At 67.4% G+C, this 16,152-nt stretch carries 9 protein-coding genes; 4 read left to right on the forward strand and 5 right to left on the reverse strand.

Annotated features, from left to right (window positions below; genetic code table 11):
- Positions 1-20 precede the first annotated feature (20 nt).
- The 5 genes from ABLE94_RS00495 to ABLE94_RS00515 are packed head-to-tail and all read right to left on the reverse strand — an operon-like array spanning position 21 to position 11,310.
- Positions 21-4,541 carry a BRO1 domain-containing protein gene (locus ABLE94_RS00495; RefSeq protein WP_348807717.1) on the reverse strand — a complete coding sequence of 1,507 codons (4,521 nt, stop codon included), beginning with the start codon at positions 4,539-4,541 and terminating at the stop codon, positions 21-23.
- Entirely contained in the window at positions 4,541-7,042 is a 2,502-nt protein-coding gene (locus ABLE94_RS00500) for a hypothetical protein (RefSeq protein ID WP_348807718.1), read from the reverse strand. The genes ABLE94_RS00495 and ABLE94_RS00500 overlap by 1 nt, the downstream gene beginning before the upstream one ends.
- A 25-nt stretch (positions 7,043-7,067) precedes the next feature.
- Positions 7,068-9,128 (reverse strand): DUF6603 domain-containing protein, encoded by a 2,061-nt coding sequence (locus tag ABLE94_RS00505; protein ID WP_348807719.1) that lies wholly within the window; start codon positions 9,126-9,128, stop codon positions 7,068-7,070.
- A 15-nt stretch (positions 9,129-9,143) separates the two neighbouring features.
- On the reverse strand, positions 9,144-9,989 hold the full coding sequence (locus tag ABLE94_RS00510) for a hypothetical protein (RefSeq protein WP_348807720.1): 846 nt from the start codon (positions 9,987-9,989) through the stop codon (positions 9,144-9,146).
- Positions 9,904-11,310, reverse strand: coding sequence for an MFS transporter (locus tag ABLE94_RS00515; protein WP_348807721.1), 1,407 nt, complete (start codon positions 11,308-11,310; stop codon positions 9,904-9,906). The genes ABLE94_RS00510 and ABLE94_RS00515 overlap by 86 nt, the downstream gene beginning before the upstream one ends.
- A gap of 308 nt (positions 11,311-11,618) precedes the next feature.
- Here ABLE94_RS00515 and ABLE94_RS00520 point away from each other — a divergent pair, with 308 nt between their 5' ends.
- Genes ABLE94_RS00520 through ABLE94_RS00535 form a run of 4 tightly spaced genes read left to right on the forward strand, consistent with a single transcriptional unit; the run spans position 11,619 to position 16,151 of the window.
- Complete coding sequence (locus ABLE94_RS00520; RefSeq protein WP_348807722.1) at positions 11,619-12,656, forward strand: AfsA-related hotdog domain-containing protein; 1,038 nt, start codon at positions 11,619-11,621, stop codon at positions 12,654-12,656.
- Positions 12,653-13,360 carry an HAD family hydrolase gene (locus tag ABLE94_RS00525; protein ID WP_348807723.1) on the forward strand — a complete coding sequence of 236 codons (708 nt, stop codon included), beginning with the start codon at positions 12,653-12,655 and terminating at the stop codon, positions 13,358-13,360. The genes ABLE94_RS00520 and ABLE94_RS00525 overlap by 4 nt, the downstream gene beginning before the upstream one ends.
- Positions 13,357-14,931, forward strand: coding sequence for an MFS transporter (locus ABLE94_RS00530; protein WP_348807724.1), 1,575 nt, complete (start codon positions 13,357-13,359; stop codon positions 14,929-14,931). The genes ABLE94_RS00525 and ABLE94_RS00530 overlap by 4 nt, the downstream gene beginning before the upstream one ends.
- The gene (locus ABLE94_RS00535; RefSeq protein ID WP_348807725.1) at positions 14,928-16,151 is read left to right on the forward strand and encodes a cytochrome P450; all 1,224 of its coding nucleotides are present in this window, start codon (positions 14,928-14,930) and stop codon (positions 16,149-16,151) included. The genes ABLE94_RS00530 and ABLE94_RS00535 overlap by 4 nt, the downstream gene beginning before the upstream one ends.
- Position 16,152 lies beyond the last annotated feature (1 nt).

Below are 16,152 nucleotides of genomic sequence, written 5' to 3' on the forward strand. Positions count from 1 at the left end.
CCTTTCACGTAGAGACGACGTCACGGATAGCTCGTGTCGGTATCGAGGCGCAGCCCGGTCGGAGAGGCGGCGGCGAACATTGCGGTCCCCACCGCCGCCTGCAAACCGCCGAACTGATGAGGGCCGGCGGCACGGGCCCGTGCGCTGAGCCGGGTGTCGGCGACGATCTCGACGAGCAACTCCTCATCCAGGGGCGCACCGAAGTCGCTGAGTTCGGGAGGTACCGCAATGAGGATCGCCTGCGGCGCACGAGACGTCGGCGCATTGAAACCGAAAGCCGCCGTGGTGGTCTGCACGGGACGTGGCACCGACTCCACCCAGCTGTCGACCAGCCCAACCGACACTTGTGCCTCGGGATCACCATCCAGCCGGTCCGTCGAGTGCGCGGCGACGAACCGTGGTACCGACCCGCTGGGGTCGGCACGCCGGTTGCGTTCGGTGACGAAGTCGGCCAATGCCTCCCGCTGCCAATGATCCTCGCGCGAGTTGCTCCACGTCAGCAGCGGAGGGAAGGCCGACGGCACCATCGCCTCGAGCTGTAGCGCTTCCACCCGCGCCAGGTGCGGGCGGACCGCCGCGCACACCGACAACCAATCCTCGTCGAGATCGTTGTCTTCGGTGGGATCGATCCCGGTGACCCGCAGCAGGTCTCCGAGCTTCATCGACGCGAGCACGCCGACTCGTCCTGTCGGTGAGGCGAGTTCGACGATGGCTCGCGCGATCGTCTCGTCGGCACGCGGGATCTCCTGGGCATCCGGGGCTGTCGCGGGTAGTTCCGGCGCGGCGTCGACACGGACCGTCAGAGCGGTCGCTGCCTTGCCGGCCAGGTCACGGAGCTCGACGACAGACGCAGGCGCCAGATCGGCGGGCGGCGCCACTCCCAGCATCGCCGACAACACCGCCGGTCGTCGCGCGCCTTCGACGTGCGGGACCACACCCCATCGCAGCGCCGACGACAGTGCCTCCGCGCACGCCGCGGCGTCACCGCCGCCAGACGCACTCGACAAATCGCCGGCGACCGTCGCGGCCGCATCACGTAACACGTTGTACCGCACCAGCAGATCGTCGGCGATACCCCCATCGAGCGCCGCGATCTCGGCGGGATCAAGACTCGCAGCGTCGGACACCACGTCGGCGACGAAGGCCGGCGCGCCCAGAGAGTCGAGCACATCGGTCGCCCGACGATGCCGCCGAAGTGCTGTCGAGGCAACGGGATCGGGCGGACCACCCAGTACACACGCCGCGAGGTCGCCGAGCAGATCCGGCGCGAGTGCCGCGGCATCGGCGGGAGTCAGCTTGAGATCGGCGAGTGTGGCCCGCGGTGCCGGCGCGCCGTCGACGACCGCGCCCACCCACACCCACTCGTCGGCCGCCCCGGCCTGCGCCTCGATCGCCGCCGCCACCGCCGGGTCCGCGATGAACGCCGGGCCGTCACCGCCACCCGCCGGAGCGGCAGGCAGGATGCTGATCACGCTGGTACGCAACGCCTCCGCCGTCAACGGAGTGCGCAGAATATCAAGCTTCGGGGGAGTGGCGAACCCGGCGGCGACATCCATGACGTTGCCGGCGATGTCGGGTCGTCCGCTGACCACCTGGTGAACCCCCTCCGCGACCAGCAGGTCGCCGTACGTGTCCAGGGCCGCCCGGATCTCTTTCAGTCCATCCCGCCGGCCGTCGACGTCCATGTCGACGACGGTCCCGCCGGTCGGCCCGAGCAGCGTGTCGAGAGCCTCGATGCCGTGGCAGACCCGCGCCGCATCCGGGCGATCGAGCCGCAGCGGGAACCGCTTTCGCACCGTCTCCACGTCGTCGTGGCCGGCGATCACCCGTTCCACCTGGCGTCCGATCGCCTCGAAGGGATGGGCGCCGATGCGCACCTCGTCGGCGATCTCGTCGGCGAGCCGAATTCTGTTCGATTCCAATCGCATCGGCACATCGGAGTCGCGCAGGATGATCGCGGTGAGTGCCTGTTCATGTGACGGGGTATGTAAGACACCGGAATCCGTGGGGCCGGGCGACCCGAGCAGCGGCCCGTCGACCCAGCCGTACAGTCCGAGCCGATGGCGGGCGGTCGGCGACTCCGAGAGTCCCCGTAGTCGCCGGGCCACCATACCCGTGAACCATGGGTCGATGCGGTGAGTGGCCGTGTCGAGGGTGGCACGCAGAGCGAACTCGAGCTGCTCGACGGCGCCCGGCAAGGTCACGATGTCGCAGAGCTGCGTGATGCCGTCGATCATCGTCCGCGCGAGATCGTAGGCCGGTCCGCTGTAGCCGAGCGTCTCGTCGTACTGATAGGCGTAGGCGCCCAATTCGGTGCCGTTCAGCTGGACGTAGGGATGATCGAGCATCGGGTCGGTGAGTTTGAGGAAGTCGCGCACGACATAGGCCTCGGCCGTCAATTTGGACTGCCACAGCATCCGGATCAGAAGGCTGTCGGGCATCATCCCCCGTTCTCTCTGCTCACCGCCCCAGAAGCGGGGCAGGTCCAGCCCAGAGACGGTGGCTATCTCCTTCAGCACCTGCGCCATCGCCTCGCCGACCGGCATCTCCTCGGTGTACCAGTGCGGCCACTGCGAGGGCACGACCAGTGGGAGTTCGAGGCTGGTGGCCTCCCCGACACCGAAATAGGTGCGGGCGGGGTCTTGGGCGTAGAGATCCTTCGCCGACGCCACCACATCGGCCACCTTCTTCTCGAACGCATCGGGATCGGCGCCCGCACTGACGTAGAGCTGCTGCCACAGTTCGGCCGAGAAGAAGGGCCGATACACGTAGTCGTGGGACACCGCGTCTACGCCGATCAGTTCCATCAGACGGTCGGGGGAGGCGCCGGCGGCGGTCGGCGAATCAGCACCCGATCCACCGGTGGCGGCCGTTTCGGCCACCTCCCGAATGCGGTTCAGTACCTCCGCCATTCGAGGTTCGCAGTCGGCGTCTGCCTCATCGTCGACCGACCACCGACCCATCACCGACGTCGGCAGGAGTCCGTACGGTTGCTCGCTGATGCGAATGGGCGGGTAGGGACCTTGAGGTGAAAGGTTGGTGGCGGCCCAGAGCCCGAGTCGGTCGGTGTCCGGACCAAACGCCCACAGATCCCGGAAATGGTGCCCCCACAACACCGGCCACGCCGACTGGACGAGGAGGCGATCCAGGCCGGCAGGTCCGTCGAAGTCGCCTCTGCCGGGAATGGGACCCAGACGAAAGAAGTCACCGGTCAGCGGCAGCGACACCCACGGGTCAGAGAGGTCGTCATGAAGCCGTCGACGCGCGATCGCCAGCCATGTCTGCGGGTCGGCGCCCAGATCGGCGGCGTGGGCACCGTCGACGGTATTGGTCGGCGTACCCAACGGAACTCGTGACATCTCACCGGCATTGACGAGTTCGGCGAAATGGTCCGCCGGCGAGTCATCGCCGATACCCACCACATACAGCGCCGCAACGTCATCCGGCGAATGCCCCGCCGGCAACTCGAAGGTCGCCCCCAGACCGACCTCCATGGCGGCCTCGAACGACACCCACCACCGATCGGTCGGCTCGACCACCTTTGGATCGCCATCCTCGTCGACGACGAGGTCCGCGCCGACGACGTCAAACGGAAGGTCACTCTGCGCAACGTCGATGACGTGGACGCGTTCTGCTCCGGCACCGAAGTCACACCACACCTCGATTCTCGGCGGTAGCCCGGACACTCGATTCGCTGGTGTGGGGTGGGCCGCTCCGGCGTCGATGTGGATCTGGCCCGCCACGATCCGATTCGGTGGGAATGTTCCGACCAACCAGGCTGCCCGCGGGCCGCCGACCCTGCTGCACAACGTTTCCCAGGGTGCACCGATGAGCTCGTCGTGATCCAACCACGTGAGGTAGGGCGTCTGCTGAACAGCTGGGGGGAGACTGTCGTAGAGCTGCTGCCACATGGCGGTGACGAGGGCGATCTCGGTGTCGGTGGGTACGGGATCGTGCCGCAGCACGCTGGGTTCATCGGGAATGATGCGCAGTCGCATGATCCACGGATCGGCGGGGGAGGCTTGGCCGACAATGGTTTCCAGTCGTACCGGCAGCAGGACGCCGACGTCACGCCAGAGATCTGCCCGCAGTTCGATCGGATCCCTCAACCGGTCCGCGCGGGCGATGGCCACCAAGCTGTCGACGGCCGGATCGCCCACTGCCGCGCGCAGATCCGCCGGCGAGGTGCCCGGTCCGGGATGCATGGCGGCGATGGTGGCCGCGACGACGAGGTTGACGGTCGGAGGTGGCGACCCGTGGGGCGAGTTCGCCTGATAGACCGGGTCGTTGGCGGCGGCGTCGGCGATCTCAGCGGCGGTGCGGTGCTGCAGCCAGGCCAGCATGGTGACCTCGCCGTAGCGGTCGGTCCGTTCGTCGGCTGGAGCTTCCGACAGGAGCCGACGCTCGACCTCGAGTTGTTCGTGCAGCGGCATGACCCACCCAACGCCGACGAGTTCGGGCGGTTCGACGCCGGTGGCCAGTGGGATGGCGAACGCCACCGCCTCCACCCGTGCATCGAATAGTGCTGTGCTCTCGGTCATCACGCAGTTCCTATCGCCAGGCCACGCGCCTTGAGGTCGGCTCCGTCGAAGGCGACGCGGGTCGGATGGTCGAGGGTGGCATTCGCGAATACTGCTGACGTGGTGGCGGACTCGCCGAGCGGAGCGGCGGGCGCGTCGTCGGCATCTCCGTTGAATCGGCGGAACCGCAACTCGGTGGGCGGTTCGTCGAGCACCACCCAGAACTTCTCGAGGGTGTCCGGGTCGATGTCGAAAGAGAAGAAGACGACGTCGCGGCTGATGGTGCCCTGGAAGTTGGGCCCGATGTGGTTGCCGCTTCCCGTTGGATCGAGGAATCCTGGTGTCTGACGGAGTAATTGATCGACGGTTGCCGGATTGTCGGGTACGGGTTTGCGAATCAGGTACACCAGGGTTTTGGGATAGCGGCGGAATAGGTCGGTGCGGAACACCAGCACCAGATCGCCGGTGGCGCCGTGGTCGACGCCGGTCGGTACCTGATGTTCGGCGTCGCCGAGGTCGCTCGTGTCGGTCCAGTCGCCGACGCCGCGGATGTCGGCCACGCGGGCACCGGTCCGGTAATCGATGTGCCGCCAGAACGACAACAGCGGGGTTGACGATCGGTTGATCGGGATGTTGCGCCAACGCAACTCGCCGAGTATCTGCTCGTTGATCCCGACCAGGAAGGCGTCGATGAACGTCGGGTTGGTCTGCATCGCCACCACGGAATCGGGATCCAGGGTGCCGACGCCGGGCAGGAGCCATTCCTTGGCCCTGTCGCGCAGCAGAATCCAGGTGGGATAGTCCACGCCGGCGGGGTACTCGGGCGGGCGGAGGTCACCGATATCGAGGCCATGGATGCGAGACTGGACGCGTCGACGGCCGGGGGAGTTCGGTCCTCGCGGGTCCAACCGGGGGGTGATCATCCCGGCGACGCCACCCAGATGGGTGGGATCGCACCGTGGTCTCGGTGGCTGCGGTAGCAGCGACACCACGATGTCGACGGGGAACTCCACACCGCGGTGGCTCCGCGGATCGCGCAGGAGATCCTCGGCGGGTGGTGCGCCGAGGGCCTCTGCGACGCTGTCGATGCCGGGGAATCCGTCGCCGGCAGGCACCGGATCGAGGCGACACGTGTTGACGTATCCGATGGCCGAGGTATGGGTGATCGGTGCGGTGGTGTGGCGGGTGCGTGCGGTGCGGGGCCGTAGCATGCGGCGGGCCGCGGTGGAGAACACCTCCGGGACCAGAGGGCTCTCGGCCCCGGTGATCGCCTCCATCGCCGACCCGCCGCTGGTCGCGCGTAGTCGACGCAACAGCGGTGCGAGCAGCGCCACCTGTTCGGTCGCGTCGTCGGGAAGCTTGCGCCGCCAGAGCGATCCGCTGATCTCGACGCCGAAGGCGAGGTGAGCGATGAGATGTGCTGCCAGGGTGGTGGCGCCCAACTCGGCGACAATGGCCGCCACCAGATCGTCCTGGGCGTCCTGACCCATCCGGACGCCGAGGGCGGCGGTACCGCGCAGGCGGGGGTCGTCGTTGAGGGTGGTGCCCCAGGTGGTGGTGCGCGGATCGGCCACCCAACTGCGTCCGTAGTGGGGTGGGCCGATCACCGTGCGCCCCAACGGATCGTGCGACGCCTCCGCGTCGGCGAGCAGCGCCGCCACGTCGTCGCGGAGGCGGTCGACCTGGGTGATCTCGGCGTCGGTGTCGTCGGCGAGGGTGCTGATCGCGCCCCGCACATGAACGTCGGCCTGCACCGCGCCACGGGCGTAACGCATTGCTGCGGTGCCCAATCCGGACGAGCTGTCCGGGTCGATGGCAGTGGCCAGGGATTCGAAGTCGCCGGAGTCGCCGGTGCGGAAACTCCACGAGTACAGCAATGTCAGATCGATCGGCGATCCCACCTGACCCGTCCACGCCGGACCGGCGCCGTTGTCGAACGCGGTCACCACGGCTGCGGTGTAGTCGCGATGGGCGATCAGGACCTCACCGCCCGGGGCACCCGGCACGCGATGCGGGCAGACCAACCGCGCGACCTCATCGCGGCCGTCCTCGCGCTGCACATGAGCCCACAAGTGTGAGCGGGTGAGGTCGAGGTCGGCGATGACGCTCGGCTGCACCCGAATCCGACCCGCGGCCCGGTCGATCTCCATATCGGCGGATTCCCCGACCAGCAGCACCATCCACGGCCGCAGCGCCGCACCGGCGGCCCGGGTGGGCGAATACTGCCACGGCAGAGCGGGATCGGCGAAGTCGATATGCACCATCTTGGTGGTCTCCGCGTCGACGACCCCGGCGGCCGGTGCGGTCCGCAGCACCGTACGCGGATCGATGCCGTCGATGTCGCGGGGCGCGATGAAGTGAAACGGTACCGACCCCGGTGTGGTGACGCCGGGGTCGGCGGTATCGGTCATGGACAGGTCGAGCCGGCCGGTGAGTCGACCGTCGACCGGCGCAGGCTGGGCGAGGCCGTACAGCGCGGAGCGCCGCCAACTGGTGAACGCGAGTCCGGCGGGATCAGGCATGGCTGAGTCCTCAAGGGTTCGATGGTTACAGGGGAACGCTGATATCGGCGTCGGCGACGGGAAATGCGGCCGCGGATGCCCGGGACTGCTGGAACGCCTGAAAAGCGGTGGTGGGGGCCGACACTCCGGTGGCGTCGGCTGTTCGGAAGGTCTCGTCGGTGACGCCGACCGCGGCCGGGCGGGCCGCGACCGTCGGCGTGGTGTCGCGCTCCCGCACCGCCTCGAGGAGCCCGCGAACTCGGTAGCCGACGACGCCGGCCACGAGAAAGGGTGGTGACGTGGCGCCGGGCTTCTTCCTGAGATGCAATGTCAGCGATGCGGCGACCGCGTCCCCGGAGGTGACCGCCCCACCGCCGACGATCCGCATGCCGCCCGGGAGCCGTTCGAATCCCGGATTGTTGAGCGTCTGCGAGGACTTCAGATCCAGCGCGGTGAACGATCCCGGACTGAACCATTCGGGTTCCTCGACGGTGCCGCCGACACCGGATGCGGTGACGTGCAGCCGATGTCCCGATCCTGCCAGCGGTGCTCCCTCGAAGCGGTCGACGTCGGTGTCGAGGGGAATGCGTTTCTGCGTCCACACCAGCGTGCCGGTCGGCGAGACGAGGGCAATGTTCTCGGGGCGGGAGACGTCGCGGCGTAGCCGGATCGACGGGTCCGTGCCCTCGGCGCGTAGATTCTCGCGCTGCGCGAGTTCCTCGGCGACCGCCGTCAACAGACTGGGGATGGCACGAACGGAATCACCATTGCGGGAACCGAGTTCAAAGGTGGCGCTGCCCCGCACCCGCACGAACAATACCTTGACGCTGGCCTGGGCGCGTACCACCAGCGGGCCGGGACCGGTGACGCGACCGGAGACGGTGATGCTGCCGAAGGTTTCGCCGAATACCCGAATGGCCAAGCCGGCGGCGAAGTCGACGTCAAAGGTGAACGGCTTGAACGTGATCAGCGCATCGAACTGGAAGAAGCCGTCGACACTCAACGGGCCCAACCGCATTCCGGCCTGCACGAGGGCGCCGGCCTGCAGCGTGTTCGGGGTGAAGGCGGTGTACATCTCCAGTCGCAGGAATACTCCGACCGGTGCCTCCAACGCCGCCCCGACCCGGGGAATCGCCGGCAGGTCGAGGGGGCCCGGGTCAAACCGCGGATGGAAGCCGCCGATACTCAGCAGCACATAGGGATTGGTGCCGTAGAAGATGCGCAGCGCCATGCCGCCGGTGAGACGGAAGATGCCCATGGCGTGGGAGTTGACCAGCGCGGCGTCGACGGAGATCAGTTGCCGTTGGAGGTCGACGACACCCAGAAAGTCCATCCGCAAGAACAGCAATGCGAGGTTCTCGTCGGCGCCGATGAGGACCCGCAGTGTTCCGAGGATGACGATCTTGGACGGGCCGGGCAGTTCGATCAGGACGGCGGCGTCGGCGCGGACGATCGGGGAGAGCCAGCTGAGCTGCAGCGTCGGTCCGACGATGAGTGTGCCTGCGGCGGCGGGGAAGAACCTGCTCAGATCGTCGAGGATCGCCGGGGCGTTGGCGACCGGGTCGTCGGAGAACAGTACGTTGCCGACGGCGCCACCGGCCAGGCGGTGACGCATGAGGTCGGTGTCGGCGCGGCGGTTGATGCCGATGAGCCCGCCGACACCGGTGAGTTCGAAGCCGAAGCTCAGTTGGATTCCCGGCGTGAAGTGGATACCGAGGACCGTCAGGATGCTGGGATCGCCACCGACGTGGCCGATGATGAACAGGCCGGTGACATCCACGGGTCCGAGGTCGGCGGCGATCGCGCCGAGCCATTCGCGGGTTGCCTTGTTGTGGCGGATGTAGCCGCCACCGGTGATGCCGGCAAGGTCGATCGCGGCGTGCCCACCCTCGGGGGCCTGGGGTGTGATGACCGGTCGAACGGTCAATTCGCCTGCGGTGAAATCGATCTGGAGGCCGGTGTGTACGACGATGTGATCGACCCCGACGGTGATGCCGGGTGGTCCGCCGGTGATGTCGATACCGATGTCGGCGCCGAGTTCGGGCGCGAAGGGCACCACCGCGCCGTTGACGACAAACGTGACGTCGGTGTGCACTCCGTCGCTCATGGTTCAGCCCTTCACTCAGGCACTGCGGTGATGGAGATCGAAGGTGGGCGGTCCCGCGGCGGGCCGCGTGTACGTCGGGCTGTACTGCTCGTCGATGGTTGCGATCGAAATGACCTCGGACAGAACACCCAACGACGACCCGAGATCGATGTGCGCGCGCATCCCGGCCGTCGCCGGCGTCGTGGCATCGCCGAGTGCGATCGTCAACGCATACGGCTTTGCCCCGGCCGCCGGTTGGGAATTGAGATGGACTGTGGCCGCGGCCCTTCCGGTGGTCAACGTGACCGGCGTCGCGGTGAGGTCAGGCGGGTCCCAGAACAGGGTGGCGGCGACGGTCGCCGGCGTCATCGGTTTGCCGAGAGGTTTCCCGAACGCAAAGGTCCACTGACCGGCGCCGTGCGCCGCGAGCGACAGTCCGATCCCGCCGGCAACCGGAAAGTTCGCGGTGACGTCCTTGTGTATCCGCAGAAAGACGCCACGGGACAGCGGATTCCCGGCGTCATCGGTGTGGGTGAGAGGTGCGACGCCCAGCGTCGCCGCGGCCTGCGCGTCGACGGTGTAGGTCAGCGTGATCATCGGTGACCAGCCCGGCGGCTGCATCGCGCCGACGGTCAGGTGATCGTCGAGGGCGCTGAGCCTCACCACGAGGAACAGTAGCAGGGAGAACCAGTCGGGGTCGCTGACCAGATCATCGAGGGCGTCCCGCGCCCCATCGAGAAGGTCGTGCGCCTGATCGGTCAGGTCCCCGGCCTGCCGGAAGATCTCGTTCAGTTCCTCACGCTGGGCGTCGGTCGACTTCTGGATCTCGGCAAGGAGCTGCGAACCGAGCGCATCCAGCGTCTGCGGGGTCGCGGTGGCCATGGTCACAGTGTCGCGCGGCCCGATGGTGGCGGCAAGGGGCCGCGTATGCCGAAGAGACCACCCGCTGCTCTCGCGGCTGCAGAGAGTGCGGCGTCGTCCGCCGTGCGACGATCGCCGAAACCGCGCACAGTGCAACCAGGTAGACGCCGAAGACCCAGTAGCGATCGGCCAGCACATCGCGCAGACCCGGTGCCGTCCCACCCACCAGCGCCACGATCACCGCATAGGGAACGCCGTTTCCGACGGCGCGCACGTCGGCGGGAAACAGTGACGCCAGCACCCCGGGGAGGGCGGCACACAGAATCGCCAGGATCACGGTGGCGATCGCCAGCCCCGCAACGTATGTGCCGAGACCGCCCGACGGTGCGGTGAGAGCGAGAACGGCCGGACTCACCACCAGGCCCGCGATCGCCGCGCGGCGATACACCATGTGCAGTGACCATCGTCGGATCAACCTGCTGGTGCCGACGACGATCACCGCGAACGCACACGTCTGCACCAGCGACACCCAGAACATGACGCGGGGCTGCACTCCCAACGCCTCAGTGGCGTAGGGGATCACGGCGGCGATCCAGATGTTGTACGCCGCCGTGGTGCCGACGCTCAGTCCGGCGACCACCGCCATCCTCCGCCACAGCCAACCCCGAGCGACCGCCGGCTCCGCGTCTGGCACGTCCGAGTTCCGTGCACCCGTCCGCGCATCCGACGACCCGACACCGGCATACCAACCGAGCGAGTACACCAGCAGTGCAACACCGCCCACGCCTCCGACCAGATAGGGCACACGCCAACCGAAGTCGATCATCTGATCAGTCGTGAGCGCACTGGCCATCACCAGGGTCACGATCAGTGACAGCACCTTTCCGGCCGCACCCATCGCGTACACGAGCACGCTGGGTTCCCACGACATCACGTCGCGGATCTCGTAGATGCTCGCGTTCACCACGCCGGCGAGGCCTCCGTGCGCGGCACCGAGCGCCATCCGGAGCACCAGGATGAGCAGCGGCGCGAGCCACGAGGGGTGCAGTCCGGATGGAATGAACGCCATGGCACCCGTCGTCACCGTGCTCACTGCCAGGGCCGCACGAAACGCGTATGACCGCCCCACCCGATCGGCGAGTCGACCGAAGACCAGTGCGCCGACGGGGCGGGCGGCGAACCCGAGTGCGAAGATGACAAACCCGGTGGTGAAGGGCGACGACACGCCCGCGAGTGGTCCCTTGGTGAGGTAGGGGAGCAGCGCCAGGAAGGTCACCCAGTCGTAGCCCTCGACGGCGGTACCGAGGGCCACCGTGGCGGCGGATCTTCTGGTGGCGGTCACCCCGATCACTGTGGTCGCCTCCACCCTCACTGTCGCCCCGGCTGCCACGTAATACGGATCACATGACCCACGAGATCGCCGCTGAGCTGCGGCTATGGCCGCGATGCGCGTTTCGATAACGCTCACGATGAGCCCAATTCTGCACCAGATAGTTATCGCGGCTAATCTCTGCGGTGTCGATGGAGAGTTGCTCGAGAGCCCCTTGCTGCCGAGCCCGGAACCTCACGACACGAAGGCTGGCAGTACCACCGGCGCACGGCGACGTGTGCGGGTGAATCGGCGAACCATCATAAGCAAGGGGCATCTGTATGACTTCCACTCTTCCACCGCGGCTGTCGCATTCGACGCTGGTGCCGCGCGAGCACGTCCACCGCGACGCACTCTCCGAGGTCTACCTCACCGACATCATCTGCGACCGCTACCCCAATTTCCGTGTCGGCGTGCACCTTCCGAAGTCGCACAGCTACTACAGCGATCATGTGGGTCCGGCCGCACTGCGCTACGACCCACTGCTGCTGCTCGAATGCTTCCGTCAGACATCGATTCTGATCGCCCACCGACACGTCAACGTCGGCTTCGATCAGTCGTTCATCTTCAACACCGGTGACGTCACCATCGTCTCCGACGACGCCCTGACCATCACCGATGCTCCCGGCAACGGCGAGCTGAGCGCCGTCATCGTCGACGAGAAACTCCGCGACGGCGAGATCATCGGCATCGGCCTCGAGATGCGGCTCCAGCTCGGCGGATCCGCTGCGGCCATCATGAACATGGTCATCCAGTGGATGCCACGCCCCGTGTGGGCGCGAGTGCGCACCAAAGGCCGCCGAGCACTCGGTCTCGACGAGTACCGCCACGGCATCCTGCCGCAGCCGGGACGGGCGCCACGCGCCGACCGCGGATTCCACGCACCGGAAACGCTCGGCCGCCGGATCGACCGGAATGTGGTGATCGGCGAGGTCCGCGAGAACGCAAGTGCCGCTGGCCTCGAGATCGACGTCCTGGTGGACCAACGCCACCCCAGCCTCTTCGACCATCCGCTCGACCACATCCCCGGTGCGGTCCTCTTCGAAGCCATCCGCCAGTCCGGACTCATTGCCGCACACGACCTCTTCGGACTCAGCGCCCGCCGTCTGCGCATCCGCTCCTTTGGCGCCGACTTCACCCGCTTCGGTGAACTCGACCTCCACACGGTCGCCACCGTCACCCCCGACGACGATCCCACCGGATACGGATTCGGCGTCGACCTCACCCAGGAGGGACACCAGATCGCCAGCGGTCGTATCCATTTCGACACCCTGATCACCCCGCCACGCATCGCTGCACCCACCGGAGGCTCCCGATGACCCTGTCCGTCCCGGCCACCGGCCACCAGATCCCCCGCCACACACCCGAATCGCCTTACGACGCGGTGTTCCTGGACTTCGGCGGTGTGCTGTCACCGCCGATCGACGAGCTGTTTCTCGATTACCAGGCCAAGACCGGCATCTCGCCCACCGACCTCAAGGGCGCCATGGCCGGCGTCGCCGATCGTCTCGGGGTGGAGGTACTCGCCCCGGTCGAACTCGGCCTCCTTTCCGAACCCGAATGGGTTGCCGGACTGCACTCCTGGCTCATCGCGCGGGGGGTGGATGTCTCGCGGTCGGCCGTCGACTTCGGGCGTCAGTGGTTCGCCGGGCACCAGGTGAACTCGACGATGCGCAGCCTGGCACTGACACTCAGGGATTCCGGCTACCGCGTCGGGATCCTCACCAACAATGTGCGTGAATGGGAGGCGCATTGGCGTGCGATGGTGGATCTCGACGATCACGTCGACACCATCGTCGACTCCTACGACGTCGGCGTCCGCAAACCCGATCCGGCGATCTTCGCGCTGTCGGCCGAGCGACTCGACGTCGATCCGGCCCGGGCGATCCTCATCGACGATCTGCCGGAGAACTGCGCGGCGGCACGCGCATCAGGTTGGAGCGCAGTACAGTTCGTCACCAACCAGCAGACCGTCGCCCAGCTGATCGGGCTGCTCGGCAGCGCATCGGAGACACAGCGATGAGTACCGGTAACCCACGTCGCAATGTTCTGCTCGCCGGCATCCTGCTGGCCGTGACGGTGGTCCCGACCGGAGTCTCCGGAACCGGTGTCGCCCTGCCGCACATCGCCGCCGACCTGGGTGCCCAACCCGCCCTGCTGCAATGGGTGGTCAACGGATTCAACCTCACCTTCGCGGTGTTCAGTCTCGTCGCCGGTTCGGTCGCCGACCACCTCGGTCGTCGCCGAGGACTGCTGCTCGGCGGTCTGATCTTCTGTGCCGCAGCGATCCTCAGTGCGCTGGCACCCAACCTCATGCTCCTCGACGTCGGCCGCGCACTGGCGGGTGTGGGAGCGGCGATCATTTTCGCCTGCTCCGGCGCATTGCTGGCCATCACGTTCTCCGGCGCCGCGGCCGCGCGTGCCTTCGCACTGTTCGGCACTGCCGCCGGCGTGGGACTCGGTCTGGGGCCGACGATCTCCTCGGCCGCGATCGCGGCGGTCGGCTGGGCGGGCATCTTCTGGTTCAATGCGATCGTCATCGCCGTCGCGATGGGTCTCGTGCTGGCCTCGCGGGTGCACGACACCAGGGTCACCGGCGCCGGTCGACCCGATTATCTGGGTGCGGCCGTGTTCGCGGCATCGCTGTCGCTGGTGATTGCCGGTGTGGTGCAGAGTAATACGTGGGGATGGGCATCGTCCGGTACGTACGCGATGATCGTGGCGGGAGTCGTGTTGTTCGCGGGTTTCGTGTGGTGGCAGATCCACACCGAACATCCGCTGCTCGACCTCACCCTCCTACGCTCACCGCGCCTGGTCGGTCTGCTCGCCGTTCCGGTGGCCGGTGCTGTCGGCTTCGTGACGCTGCTGACCTACTACCCGACCTTTCTCACCACCGTGTGGGATCTGGGCACCGGTGTGGTGGGTCTGGTGATGCTGATCATGACCGTGCCGGTGATCGTCGGTCCGCTCATCGCCGGCGCGTTGCACACACGCGGAGTACCCGTCTGGCTCATCCTCGGTGGCAGCGTCGCGCTGTTCGTGGTGGGTGCCGCCCTGCTGATCCCCATCGACACCACGGTCTCCATTCCATCGTTGATCTTCCCGTTCGCTTTGCTGGGCTTGGGTTTTGGTCTGGGAGTGGGATTGGTCGACGGGCAGGCCATCGGGTCGGTGCCCGAGGAACGGTCGGGTATGGTCTCCGGTTTGGTCGCCACGGTGCGTCTCGGTAGCGAGGCCGTGGTGGTGGCGGTGTTCGCCAGCGCGCTGTCTGCGGGTGTGGGTGGCCGGGTACGTGACGCGCTGCCGGCTTCCCTGGACCCTGGTCAACGCGGCGATATCGTCAACAAGGTGGTGACCGGTGAACTCGACACCATCTCCGGCGCAGTCGATCTCGACGCTCTGCGAGCTGCCTTCGCCGAGGGGATGGTGCCGCTGCTGTGGGCCATCGTGGCGGTGAGCGCGGTTCTGACCGTGGTGGTGGTCGTGTTGCTGCGCCGCAACACCACACCCGATCCAGACTCGGCGCACACCGTCACCGTTGACATCGCCGAACACGATCCGCTCGCCATCCCCACCGAGGAGGCCCTCCGATGACTCTCACCCTCGCCACCACTCCGCTCGTCACCGACATTCCCGGACTGGACACCCCCGACCCCTACGTGCGGGCCTGGGCCGGCGACGACGGGCTCACCCGCATCGAACTGCCCAGCGGACATGAAGCCGTGTGCCTCACCGACTATCGGCACGTCAAGACGCTGCTCCTGGACCGCACCGCCAGCCGCAGCCTCTGCAACGTCGACGGCGGCCCCAGCTTCATGCCCACCAACTGGGCACCGGAGGTTCTGATCAACCTCGACGCCCCGGTGCACGGCATCGTGCGCGAGTTCGTCTCCCACGAGTTCAGTGCGCGTGCGATGGCCGAGCTGACACCGACGATCCTCGCCCTCACCGACGAGGCCCTCGACGCGCTCGCGGCGTCGTCGAACCCCGACCTGGTGACCCAAGTCCTTCGGGTGGTGCCGGCTCGAACGGTGTGCCGCCTGCTCGGAGTGTCGCTCGAGCACGCCGAGTGGATGAACGAGCTGGGTCGCCGCATTCAGATGGCGCCCCGCGACAACATCGCGCTGATCGTCGACTCGTGGACCGAGTTGTACGGCTGGGTCAACCGGCTGGTGGCCGGCGAGGTGGAGCACTCCGACGACGGTCTGGTGGCCACCTATCGTCGACGTGCGGCGCAACCCGAGTACGCCGACGTCGACGCCACCCTGCTCGCCGGAACGGTGATGGGCATCGTGCTCGGCGGCGACAACAACGTCGCCACCATGCTGGCCAAGACCGCGTACGCGGCGTTGGCCGCGCCCGCCCTCTACGGGGCGTTGGTCGACCGCTCGGTGGCGGTCGCCGACCTCGTCGAAGAGATTCTGCGCCTGATGCCGCTGGGCACACCCGGATCGTTTCCGCGGGAGCTGACCCGGCCGCTGGTGGTGGGCGGCACGGAGCTCCCGGTCGGGTCCATCGTGTATCCGCACATCAACGCCGCCAACCGTGATCCCGGTGTGTTCGGCGACCCGTTGCGGATCGATCCGTACCGCCCGGGTCGGCGTCATCTGCAATACGGTTACGGGATGCATCGGTGCATGGGGTCGGCGTTGGCGCAGGTGGAGATCATCACCGTGTTGCAGCGCATCGTCGACCGGTTCCCCGATCTGCGGCTGGCCGTGCCGGCGGAGTCGGTGCCGTGGGATCTGGGTATCGGGCTGCGACGCCCGGCGCACCTTCCGGTGGTGCTGTCGGAGAATGAGGAGGGTCGCTGAG

It is taken from the genome of Gordonia sp. VNK1, assembly GCF_040049135.1.
In the GTDB taxonomy this organism is placed as follows: Bacteria; Actinomycetota; Actinomycetes; order Mycobacteriales; family Mycobacteriaceae; genus Gordonia; species Gordonia oleivorans.

Bases quoted from the DNA above. Each gene is read 5' to 3' on its own strand.
- ABLE94_RS00495 (WP_348807717.1), bottom strand. From the start codon at position 4,541: ATGACCGAGAGCACAGCACTATTCGATGCACGGGTGGAGGCGGTGGCG.
- ABLE94_RS00500 (WP_348807718.1), bottom strand. From the start codon at position 7,042: ATGCCTGATCCCGCCGGACTCGCGTTCACCAGTTGGCGGCGCTCCGCG.
- ABLE94_RS00505 (WP_348807719.1), bottom strand. From the start codon at position 9,128: ATGAGCGACGGAGTGCACACCGACGTCACGTTTGTCGTCAACGGCGCG.
- ABLE94_RS00510 (WP_348807720.1), bottom strand. From the start codon at position 9,989: ATGGCCACCGCGACCCCGCAGACGCTGGATGCGCTCGGTTCGCAGCTC.
- ABLE94_RS00520 (WP_348807722.1), top strand. From the start codon at position 11,619: ATGACTTCCACTCTTCCACCGCGGCTGTCGCATTCGACGCTGGTGCCG.
- ABLE94_RS00525 (WP_348807723.1), top strand. From the start codon at position 12,653: ATGACCCTGTCCGTCCCGGCCACCGGCCACCAGATCCCCCGCCACACA.
- ABLE94_RS00530 (WP_348807724.1), top strand. From the start codon at position 13,357: ATGAGTACCGGTAACCCACGTCGCAATGTTCTGCTCGCCGGCATCCTG.
- ABLE94_RS00535 (WP_348807725.1), top strand. From the start codon at position 14,928: ATGACTCTCACCCTCGCCACCACTCCGCTCGTCACCGACATTCCCGGA.